Source organism: Sphingomonas sp. UYAg733 (assembly GCF_054057355.1).
Genome location: NZ_JBSRZE010000001.1, coordinates 792,156 through 807,866 on the forward strand (window position 1 = coordinate 792,156; position 15,711 = coordinate 807,866).

Annotated in this window: 18 protein-coding genes; 6 read left to right on the forward strand and 12 right to left on the reverse strand. The window is 63.8% G+C overall.

The features are described from left to right. Positions 1-19: 19 nt before the first annotated feature. Positions 20-1,036 (reverse strand): polyprenyl synthetase family protein, encoded by a 1,017-nt coding sequence (locus ACVWZA_RS04025; protein WP_457309850.1) that lies wholly within the window; start codon positions 1,034-1,036, stop codon positions 20-22. 127 nt (positions 1,037-1,163) lie between these two features. Here ACVWZA_RS04025 and ACVWZA_RS04030 point away from each other — a divergent pair, with 127 nt between their 5' ends. From ACVWZA_RS04030 to ACVWZA_RS04055, 6 genes are all read left to right on the forward strand, one after another. Next, the gene (locus ACVWZA_RS04030; protein ID WP_457309851.1) at positions 1,164-1,475 is read left to right on the forward strand and encodes a chorismate mutase; all 312 of its coding nucleotides are present in this window, start codon (positions 1,164-1,166) and stop codon (positions 1,473-1,475) included. Further along, entirely contained in the window at positions 1,475-1,696 is a 222-nt protein-coding gene (locus ACVWZA_RS04035) for a hypothetical protein (RefSeq protein WP_457309852.1), read from the forward strand. The genes ACVWZA_RS04030 and ACVWZA_RS04035 overlap by 1 nt, the downstream gene beginning before the upstream one ends. A gap of 134 nt (positions 1,697-1,830) precedes the next feature. Beyond that, complete coding sequence (locus tag ACVWZA_RS04040) at positions 1,831-2,325, forward strand: sigma factor-like helix-turn-helix DNA-binding protein (RefSeq protein ID WP_457309853.1); 495 nt, start codon at positions 1,831-1,833, stop codon at positions 2,323-2,325. Positions 2,326-2,358: 33 nt separating this feature from the next. Next, complete coding sequence (locus tag ACVWZA_RS04045) at positions 2,359-2,712, forward strand: hypothetical protein (RefSeq protein ID WP_457309854.1); 354 nt, start codon at positions 2,359-2,361, stop codon at positions 2,710-2,712. A 50-nt stretch (positions 2,713-2,762) separates the two neighbouring features. Continuing rightward, positions 2,763-3,248 (forward strand): hypothetical protein, encoded by a 486-nt coding sequence (locus ACVWZA_RS04050; RefSeq protein ID WP_457309855.1) that lies wholly within the window; start codon positions 2,763-2,765, stop codon positions 3,246-3,248. Positions 3,249-3,259: 11 nt separating this feature from the next. Continuing rightward, positions 3,260-3,694: a winged helix DNA-binding protein gene (locus ACVWZA_RS04055; RefSeq protein ID WP_457309856.1), complete on the forward strand. Its 435-nt coding sequence runs from the start codon at positions 3,260-3,262 to the stop codon at positions 3,692-3,694. Between the two features lie 29 nt (positions 3,695-3,723). Here the strand turns inward: ACVWZA_RS04055 and ACVWZA_RS04060 are convergent, their stop codons facing one another. The 11 genes from ACVWZA_RS04060 to ACVWZA_RS04110 form a co-directional block, all read right to left on the reverse strand. Continuing rightward, positions 3,724-4,020, reverse strand: a complete 297-nt coding sequence (locus ACVWZA_RS04060) for a winged helix-turn-helix domain-containing protein (RefSeq protein WP_457309857.1) — start codon at positions 4,018-4,020, stop codon at positions 3,724-3,726. An 8-nt stretch (positions 4,021-4,028) separates the two neighbouring features. Beyond that, positions 4,029-4,637 carry a hypothetical protein gene (locus ACVWZA_RS04065; protein ID WP_457309858.1) on the reverse strand — a complete coding sequence of 203 codons (609 nt, stop codon included), beginning with the start codon at positions 4,635-4,637 and terminating at the stop codon, positions 4,029-4,031. 20 nt (positions 4,638-4,657) lie between these two features. Beyond that, on the reverse strand, positions 4,658-5,875 hold the full coding sequence (locus tag ACVWZA_RS04070) for an acyltransferase family protein (protein ID WP_457309859.1): 1,218 nt from the start codon (positions 5,873-5,875) through the stop codon (positions 4,658-4,660). 600 nt (positions 5,876-6,475) lie between these two features. Next, complete coding sequence (gene pnp / locus ACVWZA_RS04075) at positions 6,476-8,869, reverse strand: polyribonucleotide nucleotidyltransferase (RefSeq protein WP_457309860.1); 2,394 nt, start codon at positions 8,867-8,869, stop codon at positions 6,476-6,478. Positions 8,870-9,042: 173 nt separating this feature from the next. Next, complete coding sequence (gene rpsO, locus ACVWZA_RS04080) at positions 9,043-9,312, reverse strand: 30S ribosomal protein S15 (protein ID WP_457309861.1); 270 nt, start codon at positions 9,310-9,312, stop codon at positions 9,043-9,045. A 19-nt stretch (positions 9,313-9,331) separates the two neighbouring features. After that, complete coding sequence (gene truB, locus ACVWZA_RS04085; RefSeq protein WP_457309862.1) at positions 9,332-10,330, reverse strand: tRNA pseudouridine(55) synthase TruB; 999 nt, start codon at positions 10,328-10,330, stop codon at positions 9,332-9,334. Positions 10,331-10,336: 6 nt separating this feature from the next. Next, positions 10,337-11,029, reverse strand: a complete 693-nt coding sequence (locus tag ACVWZA_RS04090; protein WP_457309863.1) for a site-2 protease family protein — start codon at positions 11,027-11,029, stop codon at positions 10,337-10,339. Between the two features lie 43 nt (positions 11,030-11,072). Continuing rightward, entirely contained in the window at positions 11,073-11,666 is a 594-nt protein-coding gene (locus ACVWZA_RS04095) for a thymidine kinase (RefSeq protein WP_457310062.1), read from the reverse strand. 31 nt (positions 11,667-11,697) lie between these two features. Then, positions 11,698-12,099, reverse strand: coding sequence for a 30S ribosome-binding factor RbfA (gene rbfA, locus ACVWZA_RS04100; RefSeq protein ID WP_457309864.1), 402 nt, complete (start codon positions 12,097-12,099; stop codon positions 11,698-11,700). A 127-nt stretch (positions 12,100-12,226) separates the two neighbouring features. Next, positions 12,227-14,950: a translation initiation factor IF-2 gene (gene infB / locus ACVWZA_RS04105; RefSeq protein WP_457309865.1), complete on the reverse strand. Its 2,724-nt coding sequence runs from the start codon at positions 14,948-14,950 to the stop codon at positions 12,227-12,229. After that, a complete protein-coding gene (locus ACVWZA_RS04110) occupies positions 14,947-15,672 on the reverse strand; it encodes a DUF448 domain-containing protein (protein WP_457309866.1) in 726 nt (241 codons plus the stop codon). The genes infB and ACVWZA_RS04110 overlap by 4 nt, the downstream gene beginning before the upstream one ends. Between the last annotated feature and the right edge of the window lie 39 nt (positions 15,673-15,711).

Here is a 15,711-nt window from a genome sequence, read left to right on the forward strand (position 1 = left end):
GGGGGCAAACTGCGCGGGGTCAATATGCTCGCGCCACTGCGAACTCGACCGCTTCGGCCATCGCGTCCTTGGCCTGGCCGCCGGCAAAGCCGCCCAGCGCATCGATCGCGCGCTGGCCGTAATGTCGCGCGCGGGCGAGCGTATCGTCGACCGCACGGGTCGATTTGATCAGCGACACGGCATGGGCGAAGTCATCGTCGCTCGCGCGATGGCCTTCCATCGCCGCCTTCCAGAACACGCGATCCTCCACCGACCCCCGGGCGTAGGCGAGGATCACCGGCAGGGTCGCCTTGCCTTCGCGGAAATCGTCGCCCGCATCCTTGCCCATCGTGCCGGCGTCGGAGACGTAATCGATCGCATCGTCGACCAGCTGGAACGCGATGCCGAGATTGCGGCCATATGCGTCGAGCGCGGCTTCCTCCGCTTCGGGCCGTTCGGCGACCACTGCGGCGATGCGGCAGGCCGCGGCGAACAAGGCGGCGGTCTTCGCGCCGATGATGTCGAGATAGCGTTCCTCACCGATGTCGATGCGACGTGCGGCGGTCAGCTGATTGACTTCGCCCTCGGCGATCACCGCGCTGGCGTTGGACAGGATCTTGAGCACCTTCAAGCTGCCGTCCTCGACCATCAGTTCGAACGAGCGGCTGAACAGGAAGTCACCGACCAATACGCTGGCGGGATTGCCCCAGATCAGGTTGGCGGTGCGTTTGCCGCGACGCAAGTCCGACCCGTCGACGACATCGTCGTGCAGCAGCGTGGCGGTGTGAATGAATTCGACCGCGGCGGCGAGACGGTGATGACGGTTGCCCGAATAACCGAGCAGGCGCGCGCTCGCCAAGGTGAGCATCGGGCGCATGCGCTTGCCCCCACCCGCGATCAGATGACCGGCCAGTTCGGGGATCAACGGGATTTGCGACTGCATCCGGTCCAGGATGACCGCATTGACCAGATTGAGATCGCCCGCGACGAGCTGAACCATCGGTTCCAGCGAGGGCGGGGCGGCGCGCGCGTCGAGGCGGTGGATGGTGGCGCTCATATCACGAGGATGTGGCGGCGCAGGACGCCAAAGGCAAGTGTTTCGGACTTGCGCACGCGCGATCGCGTGCGCAAGAGGGAGGCGCACCTTCGTCGAGAAGGGCTGGGCCGGGTGGGAGTTGCGACGAGTGAGCGACGAAACATTGCGGGGCTACCGCCAAAGCATCGACAATATCGATGCCGCGCTCGTCTTCCTGCTCGCCGAGCGTTTCAAGGTTACTCAGGCGGTCGGGCGCTACAAGGCGACCACCGGTCTGCCGCCGGCCGACCCCAGCCGCGAGGAAACCCAGATCGCGCGCCTGCGCGGGCTGGCCAAACAAGCCGATCTCGATCCTGAGTTCAGCGAGAAATTCCTCCGTTTCATCATCGATGAGGTGATCCGCCACCATGAGCAGTTCCAGGGAGAGGAACAATTTCAAGGTGGGGAGCAGGGGCAATGATGCGTGGCGAGCTTTTCCCCGAATCCGTCATGCCGAAAGCCTGGCTCGATGATGGCCTCACCGAGGTCGAACTGATCAGGCGATTGATCGAGGTCGGCGATTCGCTCGTCCGCGTCTGCGATGTGGTCGATCAGCCGATCGCAGGCAATTATATCGCGATGGCGCTGGATATCTTGCGGGCCGATTCGGACCTCAAGGCGGATATCAGCCCAATTCCTTAATGCCTGACAGGCGCTAGCGGTGATCCACAAACCGCAGTTTACCGACCCGTTATCGATATTTGACGGGGTGAGTGCCCAATTCGGGATCATGCAGGACTCGTTGCTCTGATCCAAAATGGAGGTACAATGACACCATGTCGCCGGGGGATATCGAGCAGCTGACCGAAGCCCAGCGGGCGTGTCTCCGCCTCGTACTGACGCGTCACAATTCCAAGGAAATCGCGCAGGTCCTCAAAATCTCGCCGCACTCGGTTGATAAGCGGATCGAGCGCGCGATCGCCACCCTTGGTGCCACATCGCGCTTCGACGCGGCGCGTCGGCTCGCCGACCATGAGGGTATTCCGACATACGAGCCTTTCGCACATGAACCGATCGACGTTGCCGTACCCACCGTTGAGGCGTCACCCCCCTACTCGACCGCATCGTTCGGATATGGTCGCCGCCTCTTCGGGCTCAGCCCCGACCGGCGGATCAACGGGGATGCGCGAAATGATCTGACGAAGCTCCAGCGTGCCGGCATCATCCTTGCCCTGATGGTTGGGATTGCCCTGTCGACTGGTGCTTTGCTCAATATTGCGGCGACGCTCACGGACAAGCTCCGCGAGAATCGCATCGATCTTTCGCGCTGACGAAATGCCGCCGGGTGCGGCTGGGGAGGCGCAATGCTCAAGGAACGCCGTCAGGCAAATGATATCGTGACCCGGGATTTCCTGCAGGCCGAGGCCGCGACCGATCGCGCGGCAACCCAGGCGGCACAGTGCATGGTGACCATGCTTCAGGCGCGTCAGAACGCCAACCTGCCGGTCGGCACCGGGATCGAGGCATTGCGCCTCGTGTCCGAAGGCGCCAGCGCGCTGGTCAAGGCGCGGCAGTCGTTCGTCGAGGCGCATCGTATCCTAGCCGAGGTTCGCGCCGAGATTGGCCTCACTAGGAGCTTCGGCGATACTGGCGAATGTCCGCCGACCGAGCCGACCGGCGAGATCGATGCTCCGTTTCGGCTGGTGTCGGCTGCCTGAACCCACCCAGCCCGTGGCCGGGCTGCCAAGAAAGGATAGTCCGGTCGGGCATGGATAGATTCATCATCTTCATCGTCTTTCTGGCGGGCGTCACGGGCTATGCAATTGTGCGGGGCGGTATGCCGGAACGGCTTACCGCTCTGGCGCTCGCCACGGCCTATCTGCTCAGTATCGGACTGCAATCCGCGATGCCGGCGCGTTATGCGCATGTCGAAATCGGCATCATGACGGTTGATCTGACGTTGTTCGGGGTGCTCGTCGCGCTCGCGCTCTATGCCGATCGCTGGTGGACCTTGTGGGTGGCGGCGATGCAAGGGCTGGGCGCGGGCGCACACGTCATCAAGGCAATAGACTCGGAAACGATCCGAGTCGTCTATGCCATCCTCGCGGTGGCATGGAGCTATCCAATCGTATTGCTGCTGCTGATCGGGACGGTGCGCCATCAGCAGCGAAAGCATCGCGGAGGCGATCTCGACTGGTCGACGCAGGCGATGCGCAATCAACAACGCCAGGTCGCTGGCGATCACAATATCTGAAGGGAAACGTCATGGCGTTGCAACCAAAGGAAGTGGAAGGGTTCGAACCCTTTCTGCGCGCGTCGACACTGGCGATGAACAGGTCGTTGGTGACCGTATCGGCCGATGACGACGAACATGAACTGCTGACGATCGCCAAGCATCTCTATTCCGCGCGCCGGCGCCGCGCCAAGGCGTTCGCCGCCTATTCGATGGAGTTCCACGAACCGCCCTGGGACATGCTGCTCGACCTGTATATCGCGCGCATGGAACGGCGCATGGTTTCCGCGACCAGTGCCTGCATCGCTGCCGATGTGCCGACCACCAGCGGGCTGCGCTGGATCGGAACGCTGCGGCAGCGCGGGTTGGTCGACCTGTCGTCCGATCCGGCCGACGGGCGCCGCACGATCGTCCGTCTGTCGGACAGCGCGACCGAGACGATGGAGCGTTATCTGGAATCGCTCTAGGCGCGGTTGCGCAGGGCCAACCGTCTTTTCTAAGAGCCGATGAGCTTGCCGATCGCGTCCAGATACGCGGCAAAGGCGGACCGGCCGGCAGGGGTGATGCGCGCACGGGTCAGCGGCTTGCGATTGAAGAAACTCTTGTCGATCGCGATATAGCCTGCCTCCTCCAGCTTGCGCAGATGGATCGACAGATTGCCCTGCGTCGCATCGAGCCGGGTCTTCAGTTCGGTAAAATCGGCGACCTCGGCATCGGCAAGATAAGCCATGATCCCTAGCCGCAGGCGGCCATGGATCACCTCGTCGAGCTTGCCGATATCGAAGCCGGACATGCCGATGGTCAGCCGGCCTGCCGGATGATGATCATCCCGGGCAGCGCCATCAGCAGGATCAGCGCGAGCGCAGCGACAAGCACATAACTGCTGGTGCCGACCAGCATGCCGAGAAGGACCGCACTGATCAGCCAGCCCAGGCCTACCGCCAGATACCAGCCCTGCCGGCGTACCGCGTAGATAGTGATCCAGGCCGCGCCCTGGAGCGCGAACACGACCGCCGGATAGAGTTCCCAGATCAGGAAGTCGCTGCGCTTCCATGCATTGAAGCCGAACACAATGATCATCGCCAGATTGGTCAGCCCGATCGCCGCAAAGGCGCCGTTCGCGGCACGAGCGGTGGCGCCGTCGCTGGGAAATGCGGCGCCATCGCGCCGCAGCAGGATGGTCAACGCGATCAGGAAGATCACGGTCGGCCCGAGCCCCACGACAAGACTGACCGATGGCGACAGGGCCAGCCAGCCGATCGCCTGAAACCATTGCACGAAGCATTGTCCGCCATAAAGACCGCCGCCCCAGACGAGCGCCGAGGCGGCCTGGAGCGGGCGGTCCTGCCGGCCTGCAACCAGACCCTTCAGATAGGCGAGATCATCCTGGTGACCGGTCGGGTCGGACATGGCGGGTTGCTCCGGACGTGTCATGTTGCGGGGGCGACGGCGCTGCTATGGGCGGCGCGTCGCGGAATACGGCGGCCGTTGAGCCATGCCCCGATCCAGCTATGCCGTACCAGCAATTCATAGCTGGCAAGCATCAGCGGCACCGCAATGAACAGGATCAGGGCGAATTTCACCGGGGCCGGCCAGCCAAGCTGACCAAACGCCGCCTGCAGCGCCATGACGATCGGCAAATGGATCAGGTATAGCCAATAGGACGCGTCCGCCATGTAGCGCAGCGTCGTGTTGGGCCGCGAGAGGAACCGCAGCGCTGCGCCGACCAGTCCGATCGTCCAGCACCAGATCGCCAGCGCATAGGCCGCCGCATAGAGGATCGTCCGGGCCGAACCGCGCGGCGCCGCGCCGAGATCCGGCGTGGTGCCCGCGATCGCGACGCAGGCGATCGTCAGCACGATGGCGGGAACGAGATTGAACAGCCAGCGCGCCGCCCATGCCTGCAACAGGCCCGGATTGCGTTGCAACAGCCAGCCATAACCGAACGCCAAGCCATAGGCGGTCATCGCGATGCCATTGGGGACCAATCCCGTATCCGGTGTCGGCACGCCGAACCACAAGCGCCATTCGGGATTGGCGAGGAAAGCGGCGCAGATCGGTACGGCAATGACGAGCGGCGTCAGACGGGACCGTTCGAGCCCGATCACCAGCCGGTCGATCGTTGCGCGCAACCGGCCGGATCGATCGATCACCTTGGCCAGGCCGACCAGGCACAATGCGCCAGCATAAAGCCATAGCAGCGCATACAGGAACCACAGATGAGTCAGTGGAAACGTCTGCGCGCTGAGCGACGGTGGGGGTGCTGCGGGAAGTGCGGCACCACCAGCGGCCTTAATCGCGGACCAGATGACCACCGCGACGATCGCCGCGAACAGAACCGGCCATCCCACCACCAGTGGCAGGGCGATGCGCTTCAGACGGTCGCGCACGAAACCGCCCGTGCCCTGCCGCACCAGCATCATGCGTCCGAAATAACCCGCGATGAGGAAAAACGCCGTCATGCGGAAGAGGTGCAGGACGAAGAAGGCGACGGCAAGGGCGGGGCTGCGAGAGATATCGGCGACCGGCCAGATCTGGGTACCGGGAATGAAGGAAACGGATGCGTGGAATGCGATACCGAGCAGCAACGCGCCCGCGCGCACGGCGTCCAGCGCGTGCAGTCTGTCGGTATTCTGTTCGTCGGTCATTAAAACCTCCCAATCGGATGGGCGGCTGATAGTATATTATGGTTTGTATTACAAACCTGTTTGCTATCCTTGATACTTTATCAGGTTACAGCGCCCAGCATTATATCCAGGTCCCAGCGCACGCCTCCACTCATGTGCCAGGCCCTTGCGCTCGTGCCTGTGACAAATGTTGTTCCGACTATGGAAAAGAGCGAGCCGGCTCGAAGCGGGCAAGTGATGTCTTGCAGATTCGGCGTGACGGTTGAATCGCCGTCGGCGACAGTCCTGTAGGACGGGCTGCGGGAGATATGACACACCGTTATGTGAAGTATCTCGGGCGGTATCGCCGACAGGAGGCCAGTGTAATAATATTGTTGTATATCAGGTACTTAATTTATCGCCGCGGCCGAACGCGAGCGCGCGGAGATTTTTTCGCTTGAGCCACAGCATGGTCGATGAGGTTATCGCGCCAAAAAATGTCCTTCCATGAGTCCGCGCGATGGCCTCGCCAAAGCGATCAATGCCCAGCACGAATGGATCGGATGAACGCACGGTGCTTCGGCCAAGAAAAAGGGGCCCGGTTTCCCGGACCCCTCTTCTATTGCGCACTCGCGGTTGAGCTTAGTCGCGATCGCCGGTCAGGAAGGCCGGCGCGAATTCCGGCGCTGGGCCCCCATCGTCATTGGCATCGTTACCGCCCGAACGCTCGGGACGCGGACCACGGTCACCGCCGCCTTCGCGACGCGGGCCACGATCACCACCGTCACGGCGTGGACCACGGTCACCACGGCCGCCGCCATCGCCGCGCGGGCCACGTCCACCATCCCTGGCACCATCGCCGTCACGGCGCGGCGGGCGAGGACCACGGTCGCCACGGTCACCGCCTTCACGCGGTTCGCGTGCGGGGCGGCTGTCTTCCAGCTCGGCGCCAGTTTCCTGGTCGACGACGCGCATCGACAGGCGAACCTTGCCGCGCGGATCGATCTCGAGGACCTTGACCTTGACTTCCTGGCCTTCGCTCAGGACGTCCGAGACCTTCTCGACGCGCTCGTTGCGGATTTCAGAGACGTGAACGAGACCGTCCTTGCCGCCCATGAAGTTCACGAACGCACCGAAATCGACCAGGTTGACGACCTTGCCGTCATAAACCTTGCCGACTTCGGCCTCTTCGACCAGGCCACGGATCCACTTGATCGCTGCTTCGATCTGCGCGGTGTCGGATGACGACACCTTGATCACGCCCTCATCGTCGATGTCGACCTTGGCGCCGGTGGTGGCGACGATCTCGCGGATCACCTTGCCGCCGGTGCCGATCACGTCACGGATCTTCGACTTGTCGATCGTGATCGTCTCGATGCGCGGTGCATGCGCCGACAGCTCTTCACGCGTGTGGTCGAGCGCCCTGGCCATTTCGCCGAGGATGTGCGCGCGGCCTTCCTTGGCCTGGTCCAAAGCCTTGCGCATGATCTCTTCGGTGATGCCGGCGATCTTGATGTCCATCTGCATCGTGGTGATGCCCTCGGACGTGCCTGCAACCTTGAAGTCCATGTCGCCAAGGTGATCCTCATCACCAAGGATGTCGCTGATCACCGCGAAGTCCTTGCCCTCCAGGATCAGGCCCATCGCGATACCCGAGACCGGGCGCTTCAGCGGCACGCCGGCATCCATCATGCTCAGCGAACCGCCGCACACCGTCGCCATCGACGAAGAGCCGTTCGATTCGGTGATGTCCGACAGAACGCGGATCGTGTAGGGGAACTCTTCCTTGGTCGGCAGCACCGGGTGCAGCGCGCGCCAGGCGAGCTTGCCATGACCGACTTCACGACGACCGGGGGCGCCGAAGCGACCCACTTCACCGACCGAATAAGGCGGGAAGTTATAGTGCAGCATGAAGTTTTCGTAGGACAGGCCGGTCAGCCCGTCGATCATCTGCTCGCTTTCCTTGGTGCCCAAGGTGGTGGTGCAGATCGCCTGCGTTTCACCGCGAGTGAACAGCGCCGAACCATGGGTGCGCGGCAGGAAGTGCACCATCGCTTCGATCGGACGGATCTGCGTGGTGGTGCGGCCGTCGATACGCTTGCCGTCCTTGAGGATGGCGCCGCGAACGATTTCCGCTTCCAGCTTCTTCATCAGCTTGCCCGCGGCCATCTGATCCTGCGGGGCGGCGTCGGCGAAGGCCGTCTTGCCCTTGGCGCGTGCTTCGTTGAGCAGGTTCGAACGCTTGGACTTGTCGGTCACCTTATAAGCGGCGGCGATGTCCTTGCCGATCAGCTTCTTCAGCTTATCCTTGGCGGCCGAGAGATCAGCCTGAGCGGCCATTTCCCACGGATCCTTGGCGGCCTGTTCGGCCAGATCGATGACCAGATTGGCGACTTCGCGGCATGCCTTGTGCGCGAATTGCACCGCGCCGAGCATGATTTCTTCCGACAGCTCCTTGGCTTCGGATTCCACCATCATCACGGCATCGCCGGTGGCGGCGACGACCAGGTCGAGCTCGCCCGACTTGCTCACTTCGGTGGTCGGGTTGAGGATGTATTCGCCGTCGACATAACCGACGCGTGCGGCGCCGATCGGACCCATGAACGGCACGCCCGAAATGGTCAATGCCGCCGACGCCGCGACCATCGCGAGGATGTCGGGCTCGTTCTCGCCATCATAGCTGAGAACCTGGCAGATCACGTTGATCTCGTTGTAAAAGCCTTCCGGGAAGAGCGGACGGATCGGACGATCGATCAGGCGGCTGGTCAGCGTTTCCTTTTCGGTCGCGCCGCGCTCACGCTTGAAGAAGCCGCCGGGGATGCGCCCCGAAGCCGAGAATTTTTCCTGGTAGTGAACGGTGAGCGGGAAGAAATCCTGCCCCTCCTTGACCGACTTGGCGGCGGTGACGGCGCACAGCACGACGGTTTCGCCGAGCGTCGCGATGACCGCGCCATCGGCTTGACGGGCAACGCGGCCCGTTTCCAGCGTGAGGGTCTTGCCGCCCCACTGGGTGCTTACAGTTTTCGTATCGAACATTTTATTTCCTTCACTCCGCACGCCCAATGCGCGCGGGGCCTGTCTGCGAGCCGATAATGGCCCGGCTTGTCCCTTCCACCGGCCGTTCATTCGGCGGGAAGGGGGTTCGGGGAAACCGGCCGAATTGCCGGTTGCCGAATAGCGAAACGGCCCCCTTTCGGGGGCCGTCCGTGTTACTTGCGAAGCCCGAGCTTCGCGATGAGATCGGTGTAGCGGGCACCGTCCTTGTGGCGGAGATAGTCGAGCAAGCTGCGGCGCTTGTTGACCATCATCAGCAGCCCGCGGCGCGAATGATTGTCTTTCTTGTGGCCCTTGAAGTGCTCGGTCAGGTTGCGAATGCGCTCGGTGAGGATCGCGACCTGGACTTCGGGGCTGCCGGTATCGCCTTCGATACGGCCATGTTCCTTGACGAGCGCGTCCTTGCGCTCTGCGGTGATCGTCATGCATTTTCCTTCGACATCGTCATAGGTTGAAGCCTCGTACGACATGGACCGACTGGTCCTGAACCTCGACCAGCGCGACCGGAACATCATCCAGCACCGCGAAGTGGAGGCCATCGTCATTGGCAATCCCGGTCAGAACACGCCCCTGGCGGAGCGCCCCTGCCTGATCGGGGGTGAGGGGTAGAGCCGGGATGTCGTCCAGCCCCGCCCTCAACGGCAGGAGTATCTGTTCAAGCCCGCGCGCATTACCGAGTTCCGCCAATTTGTCCAGCGATATCGCATTTTCGAGCGTGAACGGGCCGGCCTTGATGCGCCGCAGCATGGTGACATGGCCGACCGTGCCAAGTGCCAGCGCGATGTCGCGCGCGAGACTGCGGATATAGGTGCCTTTGGAGACATGGGCGGTGAGAGTGATGGAGCTTAGCTCCTCCCCGGAACGGGTTGGGGGACCATTTGCTCCTTCAGCAAATGGTGGAGGGGGACTTTCACAACCGCTACGCTTCCGGCCCACCCCCTCCACCAGCTGCGCTGGTCCCCCTCCCCGTTCCGGGGAGGATCGTAGAGAAAATATCGTCACCGCCCGGCTCGCCAGCACCACGTCTTCGCCGGCACGCGCCAGGTCATAGGCACGCTCGCCATCGACCTTCAGCGCGGAATAAGCTGGCGGCACCTGATCGATCGGCCCGGTGAAGCGCGGCAGCACCGCCTCAACCTGCGCTGTCGTCGGTCGCACACCCGAAGCCGCGATCTCGACACCCTCGGCATCGAGCGTGTCGGTCTGCACGCCGAGCGTGACGGTGAAATCATAGACCTTGTCGCTGTCGAGCATCCGCCCGGCGAGCTTGGTCGCTTCGCCGACCGCGATCGGCAGCACGCCAGACGCGAGCGGATCGAGCGTCCCGCCATGTCCGACCTTGAACTTGCCATAATCGCCTTGGCGCAGCGCACGTTTTACTGCTGAGACGGCTTGGGTAGAGCCAAGGCCAAGAGGTTTGTCGAGGATGATCCAGCCATGCATCGCCGGTTACACGCCGAGCTGCGCGAGGCGGAGGAAGAAGCCGACCACCGCCTGGGCGATCGGTGTGACCACGCGCCCGACGACATCCGCACCGGGCGCGATCGCTGGCAGGATGACGATCAGGAAAAGCAACAAGGGGAATCCGAACCGTGCGAGCTTCGAATATTGCACCGCCAACGATCGCGGCAACAGCCCCTCGACGACATGCCCGCCATCGAACGGCGGCAGCGGGATCAAGTTGAAGATCGCCAGAAAGACGTTGATCATCAGAAAGTTGAGCAGATTGTCGACGACGAAGCGGGTCGCCCCATAGCCATCGGGCACGCCGCCCAGCATCGCGACGGTGCCGCCAAGCAGGGCTGCGGCCAGCGCGGCGAGGAAAAGGTTGGTCGCGGGGCCCGCCAACGCGACGAGCATCATATGCACGCGCGGATTGCGCAATCGCCGCGCGACCACCGGCACCGGTTTTGCCCAGCCGAAAATCGGTGCATGGGCGAGCGCGAGCACCAGCGGCACGACCAGCGTGCCAATCGGGTCGACATGCCGGATCGGATTGAGCGACAGCCGGCCACGCTGCTCGGCGGTACGATCGCCGAAGATTCGCGCGACATAACCATGCGCGACTTCGTGGAAGACGATCGCGATGATGAGTGGGATGAGCCACACCGCGATCGTGTAGATAATGTTCGGATCGTTCATTGGTTCGGTTCTTTGGGGTTCGGTTCTTTGGGGTTCGGGTTCTTCAGAAAACAGGCCGGGGATCGGCCGCAAGCGCCTCGCTGAAATGGCGACGGCATAGTGCGATATAAAGGTCGTTGCCGCCGATCTCGGTCTGCGCGCCTGCGGCGACCGCGCGGCCCTCGGCATCGACGCGCAGGTTCATCGTCGCCTTGCGCCCGCATGCGCAGACCGATTTGATCTCGATCAGCGAGTCGGCGATGGCGAGCAATCGCGCGCTACCCTCGAACAGCCGCCCGAGGAAATCGGTGCGCAGGCCGTAAGCGAGCACCGGAATGCCCTTCACATCGGCGAGATGCGCGAGCTGATCGACCTGCACCGCTGTCAGGAATTGCGCTTCGTCGACCAGGACGCACGCCGGCGGCGCCTCGCCCTCGCGATGGACGACCGCGACCAGATCGGTGTCGCGTTCGAACGCGATCGCATCGGCACCCAGGCCGATCCGCGAAGTCACCGTGCCCGCCTCGAACCGGTCGTCGATCGCCGCAGTGAACAGGATCGTGCGCATGCCGCGCTCGCGATAGTTGAAATCGGCCTGCAGAAGGGTGGTCGATTTCCCCGCATTCATCGAGGCATAGTAGAAATAGAGCTTGGCCATGCCGCGCTTGTTCCACGCGCGGCTGCCGCGATCAATCGTCGGCGGATGCTTCAAGATCCCGCGCAACATGCGGCGTGCGCAACAACTGGTCGATATGGCTGCCCTCGTCGAAGCTCTCGTCGGCCAGGAATTTCAGCTTCGCGGCATATTTAATCTTTACCCGCGCCGCGACCTCACGCTGCAGATAGGCGGTGTTAGTGCGCAGCGCCTTGAGCACCGCTTCCTCGTCCTTGCCGAGCAACGGCTTCACGAAAACCATCGCATGGCGCAGGTCGGGCGACATGCGCACTTCGGTGACTGTCACCAAGTGTTTGGCCAGCGTCTCGTCATGCACGTCACCGCGCGCGAGGATGTCGGACAGTGTATGACGCATCTGTTCACCCACGCGCAGGGCGCGAACGGAACGGGCTTCGGGGGTTTCGGCTGACTTCATACTCTTTCTCCCCTCCCGTTCTTACGGGAGGGGCCGGGGGTGGGCTCCCGGCCGCGACATGGTGATACGTCGATAGCGGAGGCCCACCCCCCGGCCCCCTCCCGCAAGCGGGCAGGGGGAGTGGTGATTACAGCGTCCGTTCGCGCAGTTCGACCTCGAAGGTTTCGAGGAAGTCGCCCGGCTTGATATCGACGAAGTTCTGCGTGAACGTCACGCCGCACTCCAGCCCGGCGCGAACCTCGGCAACATCGTCCTTAAAGCGCCGCAGTGATGCGATTTCGCCTTGGTAGATGATGACGTCGTCGCGCGTGATACGAGCCTTGAGCGCCTTGCGGATGGTGCCTTCGGTGACCAGCAGACCCGCCGCCTTGCCGTGCTTGCCGGCGGAGAAGACATCGCGGATTTCGGCGCGGCCGACGACCGTTTCGAACGCCTCGGGGCCAAGCTCGCCCGCCATGCCCGCCCTGATCTCGTCGATCAGGTCGTAGATCACGTCATAATATTTGAGCGCGACCTTCTGGCGTTCGGCGATCTCGCGCGCCTTGGAATTGGCGCGGACATTGAAACCGATGATCGGCGCGCCGCTGGCACCAGCCAGGGTCACGTCGCTCTCGGTGATGCCGCCGACGCCTGAATGAAGCACGCGTGCCTTGATGTCGTCGGTCGAGATCTTGTTGATCGACGACACGATCGCCTCGACCGACCCTTGCGTGTCGGCCTTGACCACCAGCGGATATTCGATCGCCTGCTTGTCCTTGAGCGCGGAGAACATGCTCTCCAGGCTGGCCGGGGCCGACGTGGTGCGCTTGTTGGTGATCACGCTCTGGCGATATTCCGCGACTTCGCGCGCGCGCGCTTCGTTCTCGACGACCGAGAATGGGTCGCCGGCACGCGGCACGCCCGACAGGCCGAGAACCTCGACCGGCATCGACGGACCGGCTTCTTTGATCTGCTGACCCTTGTCGTTGGTCATCGCCCGGACCTTGCCGCTTTCGGCGCCGACGACGAACACGTCGCCGACCTTCAGCGTGCCACGGCTGACCAGGATCGTCGCGACCGGACCACGGCCCTTGTCGAGCTTGGCCTCAATCACAGTGCCTTCGGCGGCGCGATCGGGGTTGGCCTTCAGTTCAAGCAGTTCGGCCTGGAGCTGGATCTTTTCGACCAGCTGGTCGAGGCCGGTCTTCTGCAGCGCCGAAACTTCGACATCCTGCACATCGCCCGACATCTCCTCGACGATCACTTCGTACTGGAGCAGTGCCTCACGCACCTTTTGCGGGTTGGCATCCGGCTTGTCGATCTTGTTGATCGCCACGATCATCGGCACGCCGGCCGCCTTGGTATGGCTGATCGCCTCGATCGTCTGTGGCTTCAGGCCGTCGTCGGCGGCGACGACCAGCACGACGATATCCGTCACATTGGCGCCGCGCGCGCGCATTTCGGTGAACGCCTCATGCCCCGGCGTGTCGAGGAACGTGACCTTCGACTTGTCTTTCAGCGTGACCTGATAGGCACCGATATGCTGGGTGATGCCACCGGCCTCGCCCTTCACGACATCGGTACCGCGCAGCGCGTCGAGCAGCGAGGTCTTGCCGTGATCGACATGGCCCATGATCGTGACGACCGGGGGACGCGGCACGGCGGCGCCGTCCACGCCTTCCTCGGTATCGATCGCGAGATCGATGTCCGAATCACTGACGCGTGTGATGTTGTGGCCGAATTCGGTCACCAGCAACTCGGCCGTGTCTTGGTCGATCGTCTCGTTGATCGTGACGGGCATGCCCATCTTGAACAACGCCTTGACCAAGTCCGCGCCCTTTTCCGCCATGCGGTTGGCGAGTTCCTGCACGGTGATCGCTTCCGGCACCACGACGTCGCGGATCTGCTTGGCCTGCGCTTCGCGCGGGCCGCCCATGCGGCGATGTTCCTTTTCGCGTGCCCGCTTGAGCGCGGCGAGGCTGCGCGCGCGTGCGCCATCACCATCGCCGAGCGCGCGGTTGACGGTCAGCTTGCCCGCAGTGCGGCGATCGTCGCCGCCCTTACGGTCACGCAAGCCGGTGCGCGGCACGGTCTCACCGGCGCGCTTGATCAAACCGGCGGCTGGCGCCGCTGGCGAATTATTGTTGGCGCCGGCGGTCGCAGTCGGTGCCGGGGCTGCCGGAGCGGCGGCGGGCGGTGGTGGCGGCGGACGCGGACGTTCGGGACGCGCGACCGGTGTGAAGCGGCGCGGTGCCGGCATACTCGGGTCGAGCGTGATGCCGATCGGTGCCGGCGGCAGCGGCGGTGCCGCAACGGCAACCGGTGCCGTTGGGACGGGTGCGGTCGGAACGGGGGCCGCAGCAACCGGTGCCGGAGTCGCGGTTTCGATCGCGACCGGTGCCGGCTCGGGTGCCGGGACAGGTTCGGGCGCGGCGGGCGAATCCGGGGCGTCGCCAGCCAGGCGCGCTTCCTCGGCGCGGCGACGTGCCTCATCGGCCGCCTCGATGCGATCACGCTCTTCGCGACGGCGCGATTCCTCAAGCGCATTCATGCGCGATTCGTCGGCTTCGCGCAGTAGCTTGGTCTGAAGCTCCTGGCGCGACAGCAGAGAATTGGCCGGCGAAACCGGCGCTGGTGCGGGCGCACGCGGGGCTGGCGGTGCGACCGGCGCTGGGGCTGCTGTCGGTTCGACGGCTGGCGCCGCCGGCGTTGCCGCAGGACCGAGGATACGGCGCCGCTTCACCTCCACCTGCACGGTATTCTGGCGGCCATGGCTGAAGCTCTGCTTCACCTGGCCCGTCTCGATCGTGCGTTTCACGCCCAGCGGCGCGCGCATGACCAGTTTCGGCTTCTCGTTGTCCGTATCGCTCACTCGGATTCCTCGTAATTCTCGTCGGCCGGGTCGTTCACTTGGTCGTCGGCGTCGTTGCCGACAGCCGATGCGCCCTGCGAGGCCGTTTCGCAAGGCACGGGAGATGGGTCAGGGCCGATGAAATGCAGCCAGCGGTGGAGCGCTTCGCCCACCCTCTTGGCCGCATCGGGATCAGTCAGGCCTATATGTACCACATTTTGGCGGCCCAGTGCCACGGCCAATATGGTGCGCGGTACCGGGAGAACCAAGCCCCTGCGGTCGCTGCCTTCTTCGTCGTTGCCGACGCGCCACGCCTGGTCAAGCTTGCGGTTGCCATCGGTCCCCGCGTCGGACGCGTGGAGCAGTAAATGAAGCTTGCCCGAGCGCGCCGCGGTTTCGATCTTGTCCGAACCCGAGAACAGACCGCCGGAACGCGATTCGAGCCCGAGCCGGTCGAGCGCGGCACGTTCCAGCGCGGCCTCGATCTTTGCCGGCAGGTCGTCGGGTACGATGATCGGCCCGGTCTTGAAGGCTCGCGCGAGCGCGCCTTTCAGCTTGCCTTTGGCAATCGCGGTTGCAAGTTCGGCCCTGGTCACGCCGATCCATGCGCCACGCCCGGGCGCCTTGGCGCGAACATCGGGGAGGATGTCGCCGTCCGGTGACAAAGCGAGCCGCACCAGCGCATGGCGCGGCGCGCGGTCGCCGAGCAGGATGCAGCGGCGGATCGGATCGGCGGCGGTCATGCGCGCGCCTCCACCCGCAGCACTGCGAACCCCGGAACC

Excerpts from the sequence above, each read along its gene's own strand:
- ACVWZA_RS04050 (WP_457309855.1), top strand. The coding sequence starts at position 2,763 with ATGGATAGATTCATCATCTTCATCGTCTTTCTGGCGGGCGTCACGGGC.
- ACVWZA_RS04060 (WP_457309857.1), bottom strand. The coding sequence starts at position 4,020 with ATGTCCGGCTTCGATATCGGCAAGCTCGACGAGGTGATCCATGGCCGC.
- ACVWZA_RS04025 (WP_457309850.1), bottom strand. The coding sequence starts at position 1,036 with ATGAGCGCCACCATCCACCGCCTCGACGCGCGCGCCGCCCCGCCCTCG.
- rpsO (WP_457309861.1), bottom strand. The coding sequence starts at position 9,312 with ATGACGATCACCGCAGAGCGCAAGGACGCGCTCGTCAAGGAACATGGC.
- ACVWZA_RS04095 (WP_457310062.1), bottom strand. The coding sequence starts at position 11,666 with ATGGCCAAGCTCTATTTCTACTATGCCTCGATGAATGCGGGGAAATCG.
- ACVWZA_RS04040 (WP_457309853.1), top strand. The coding sequence starts at position 1,831 with ATGTCGCCGGGGGATATCGAGCAGCTGACCGAAGCCCAGCGGGCGTGT.
- ACVWZA_RS04110 (WP_457309866.1), bottom strand. The coding sequence starts at position 15,672 with ATGACCGCCGCCGATCCGATCCGCCGCTGCATCCTGCTCGGCGACCGC.
- ACVWZA_RS04070 (WP_457309859.1), bottom strand. The coding sequence starts at position 5,875 with ATGACCGACGAACAGAATACCGACAGACTGCACGCGCTGGACGCCGTG.
- ACVWZA_RS04065 (WP_457309858.1), bottom strand. The coding sequence starts at position 4,637 with ATGTCCGACCCGACCGGTCACCAGGATGATCTCGCCTATCTGAAGGGT.
- pnp (WP_457309860.1), bottom strand. The coding sequence starts at position 8,869 with ATGTTCGATACGAAAACTGTAAGCACCCAGTGGGGCGGCAAGACCCTC.
- ACVWZA_RS04090 (WP_457309863.1), bottom strand. The coding sequence starts at position 11,029 with ATGAACGATCCGAACATTATCTACACGATCGCGGTGTGGCTCATCCCA.
- rbfA (WP_457309864.1), bottom strand. The coding sequence starts at position 12,099 with ATGAAGTCAGCCGAAACCCCCGAAGCCCGTTCCGTTCGCGCCCTGCGC.
- truB (WP_457309862.1), bottom strand. The coding sequence starts at position 10,330 with ATGCATGGCTGGATCATCCTCGACAAACCTCTTGGCCTTGGCTCTACC.
- ACVWZA_RS04045 (WP_457309854.1), top strand. The coding sequence starts at position 2,359 with ATGCTCAAGGAACGCCGTCAGGCAAATGATATCGTGACCCGGGATTTC.
- ACVWZA_RS04055 (WP_457309856.1), top strand. The coding sequence starts at position 3,260 with ATGGCGTTGCAACCAAAGGAAGTGGAAGGGTTCGAACCCTTTCTGCGC.
- ACVWZA_RS04035 (WP_457309852.1), top strand. The coding sequence starts at position 1,475 with ATGCGTGGCGAGCTTTTCCCCGAATCCGTCATGCCGAAAGCCTGGCTC.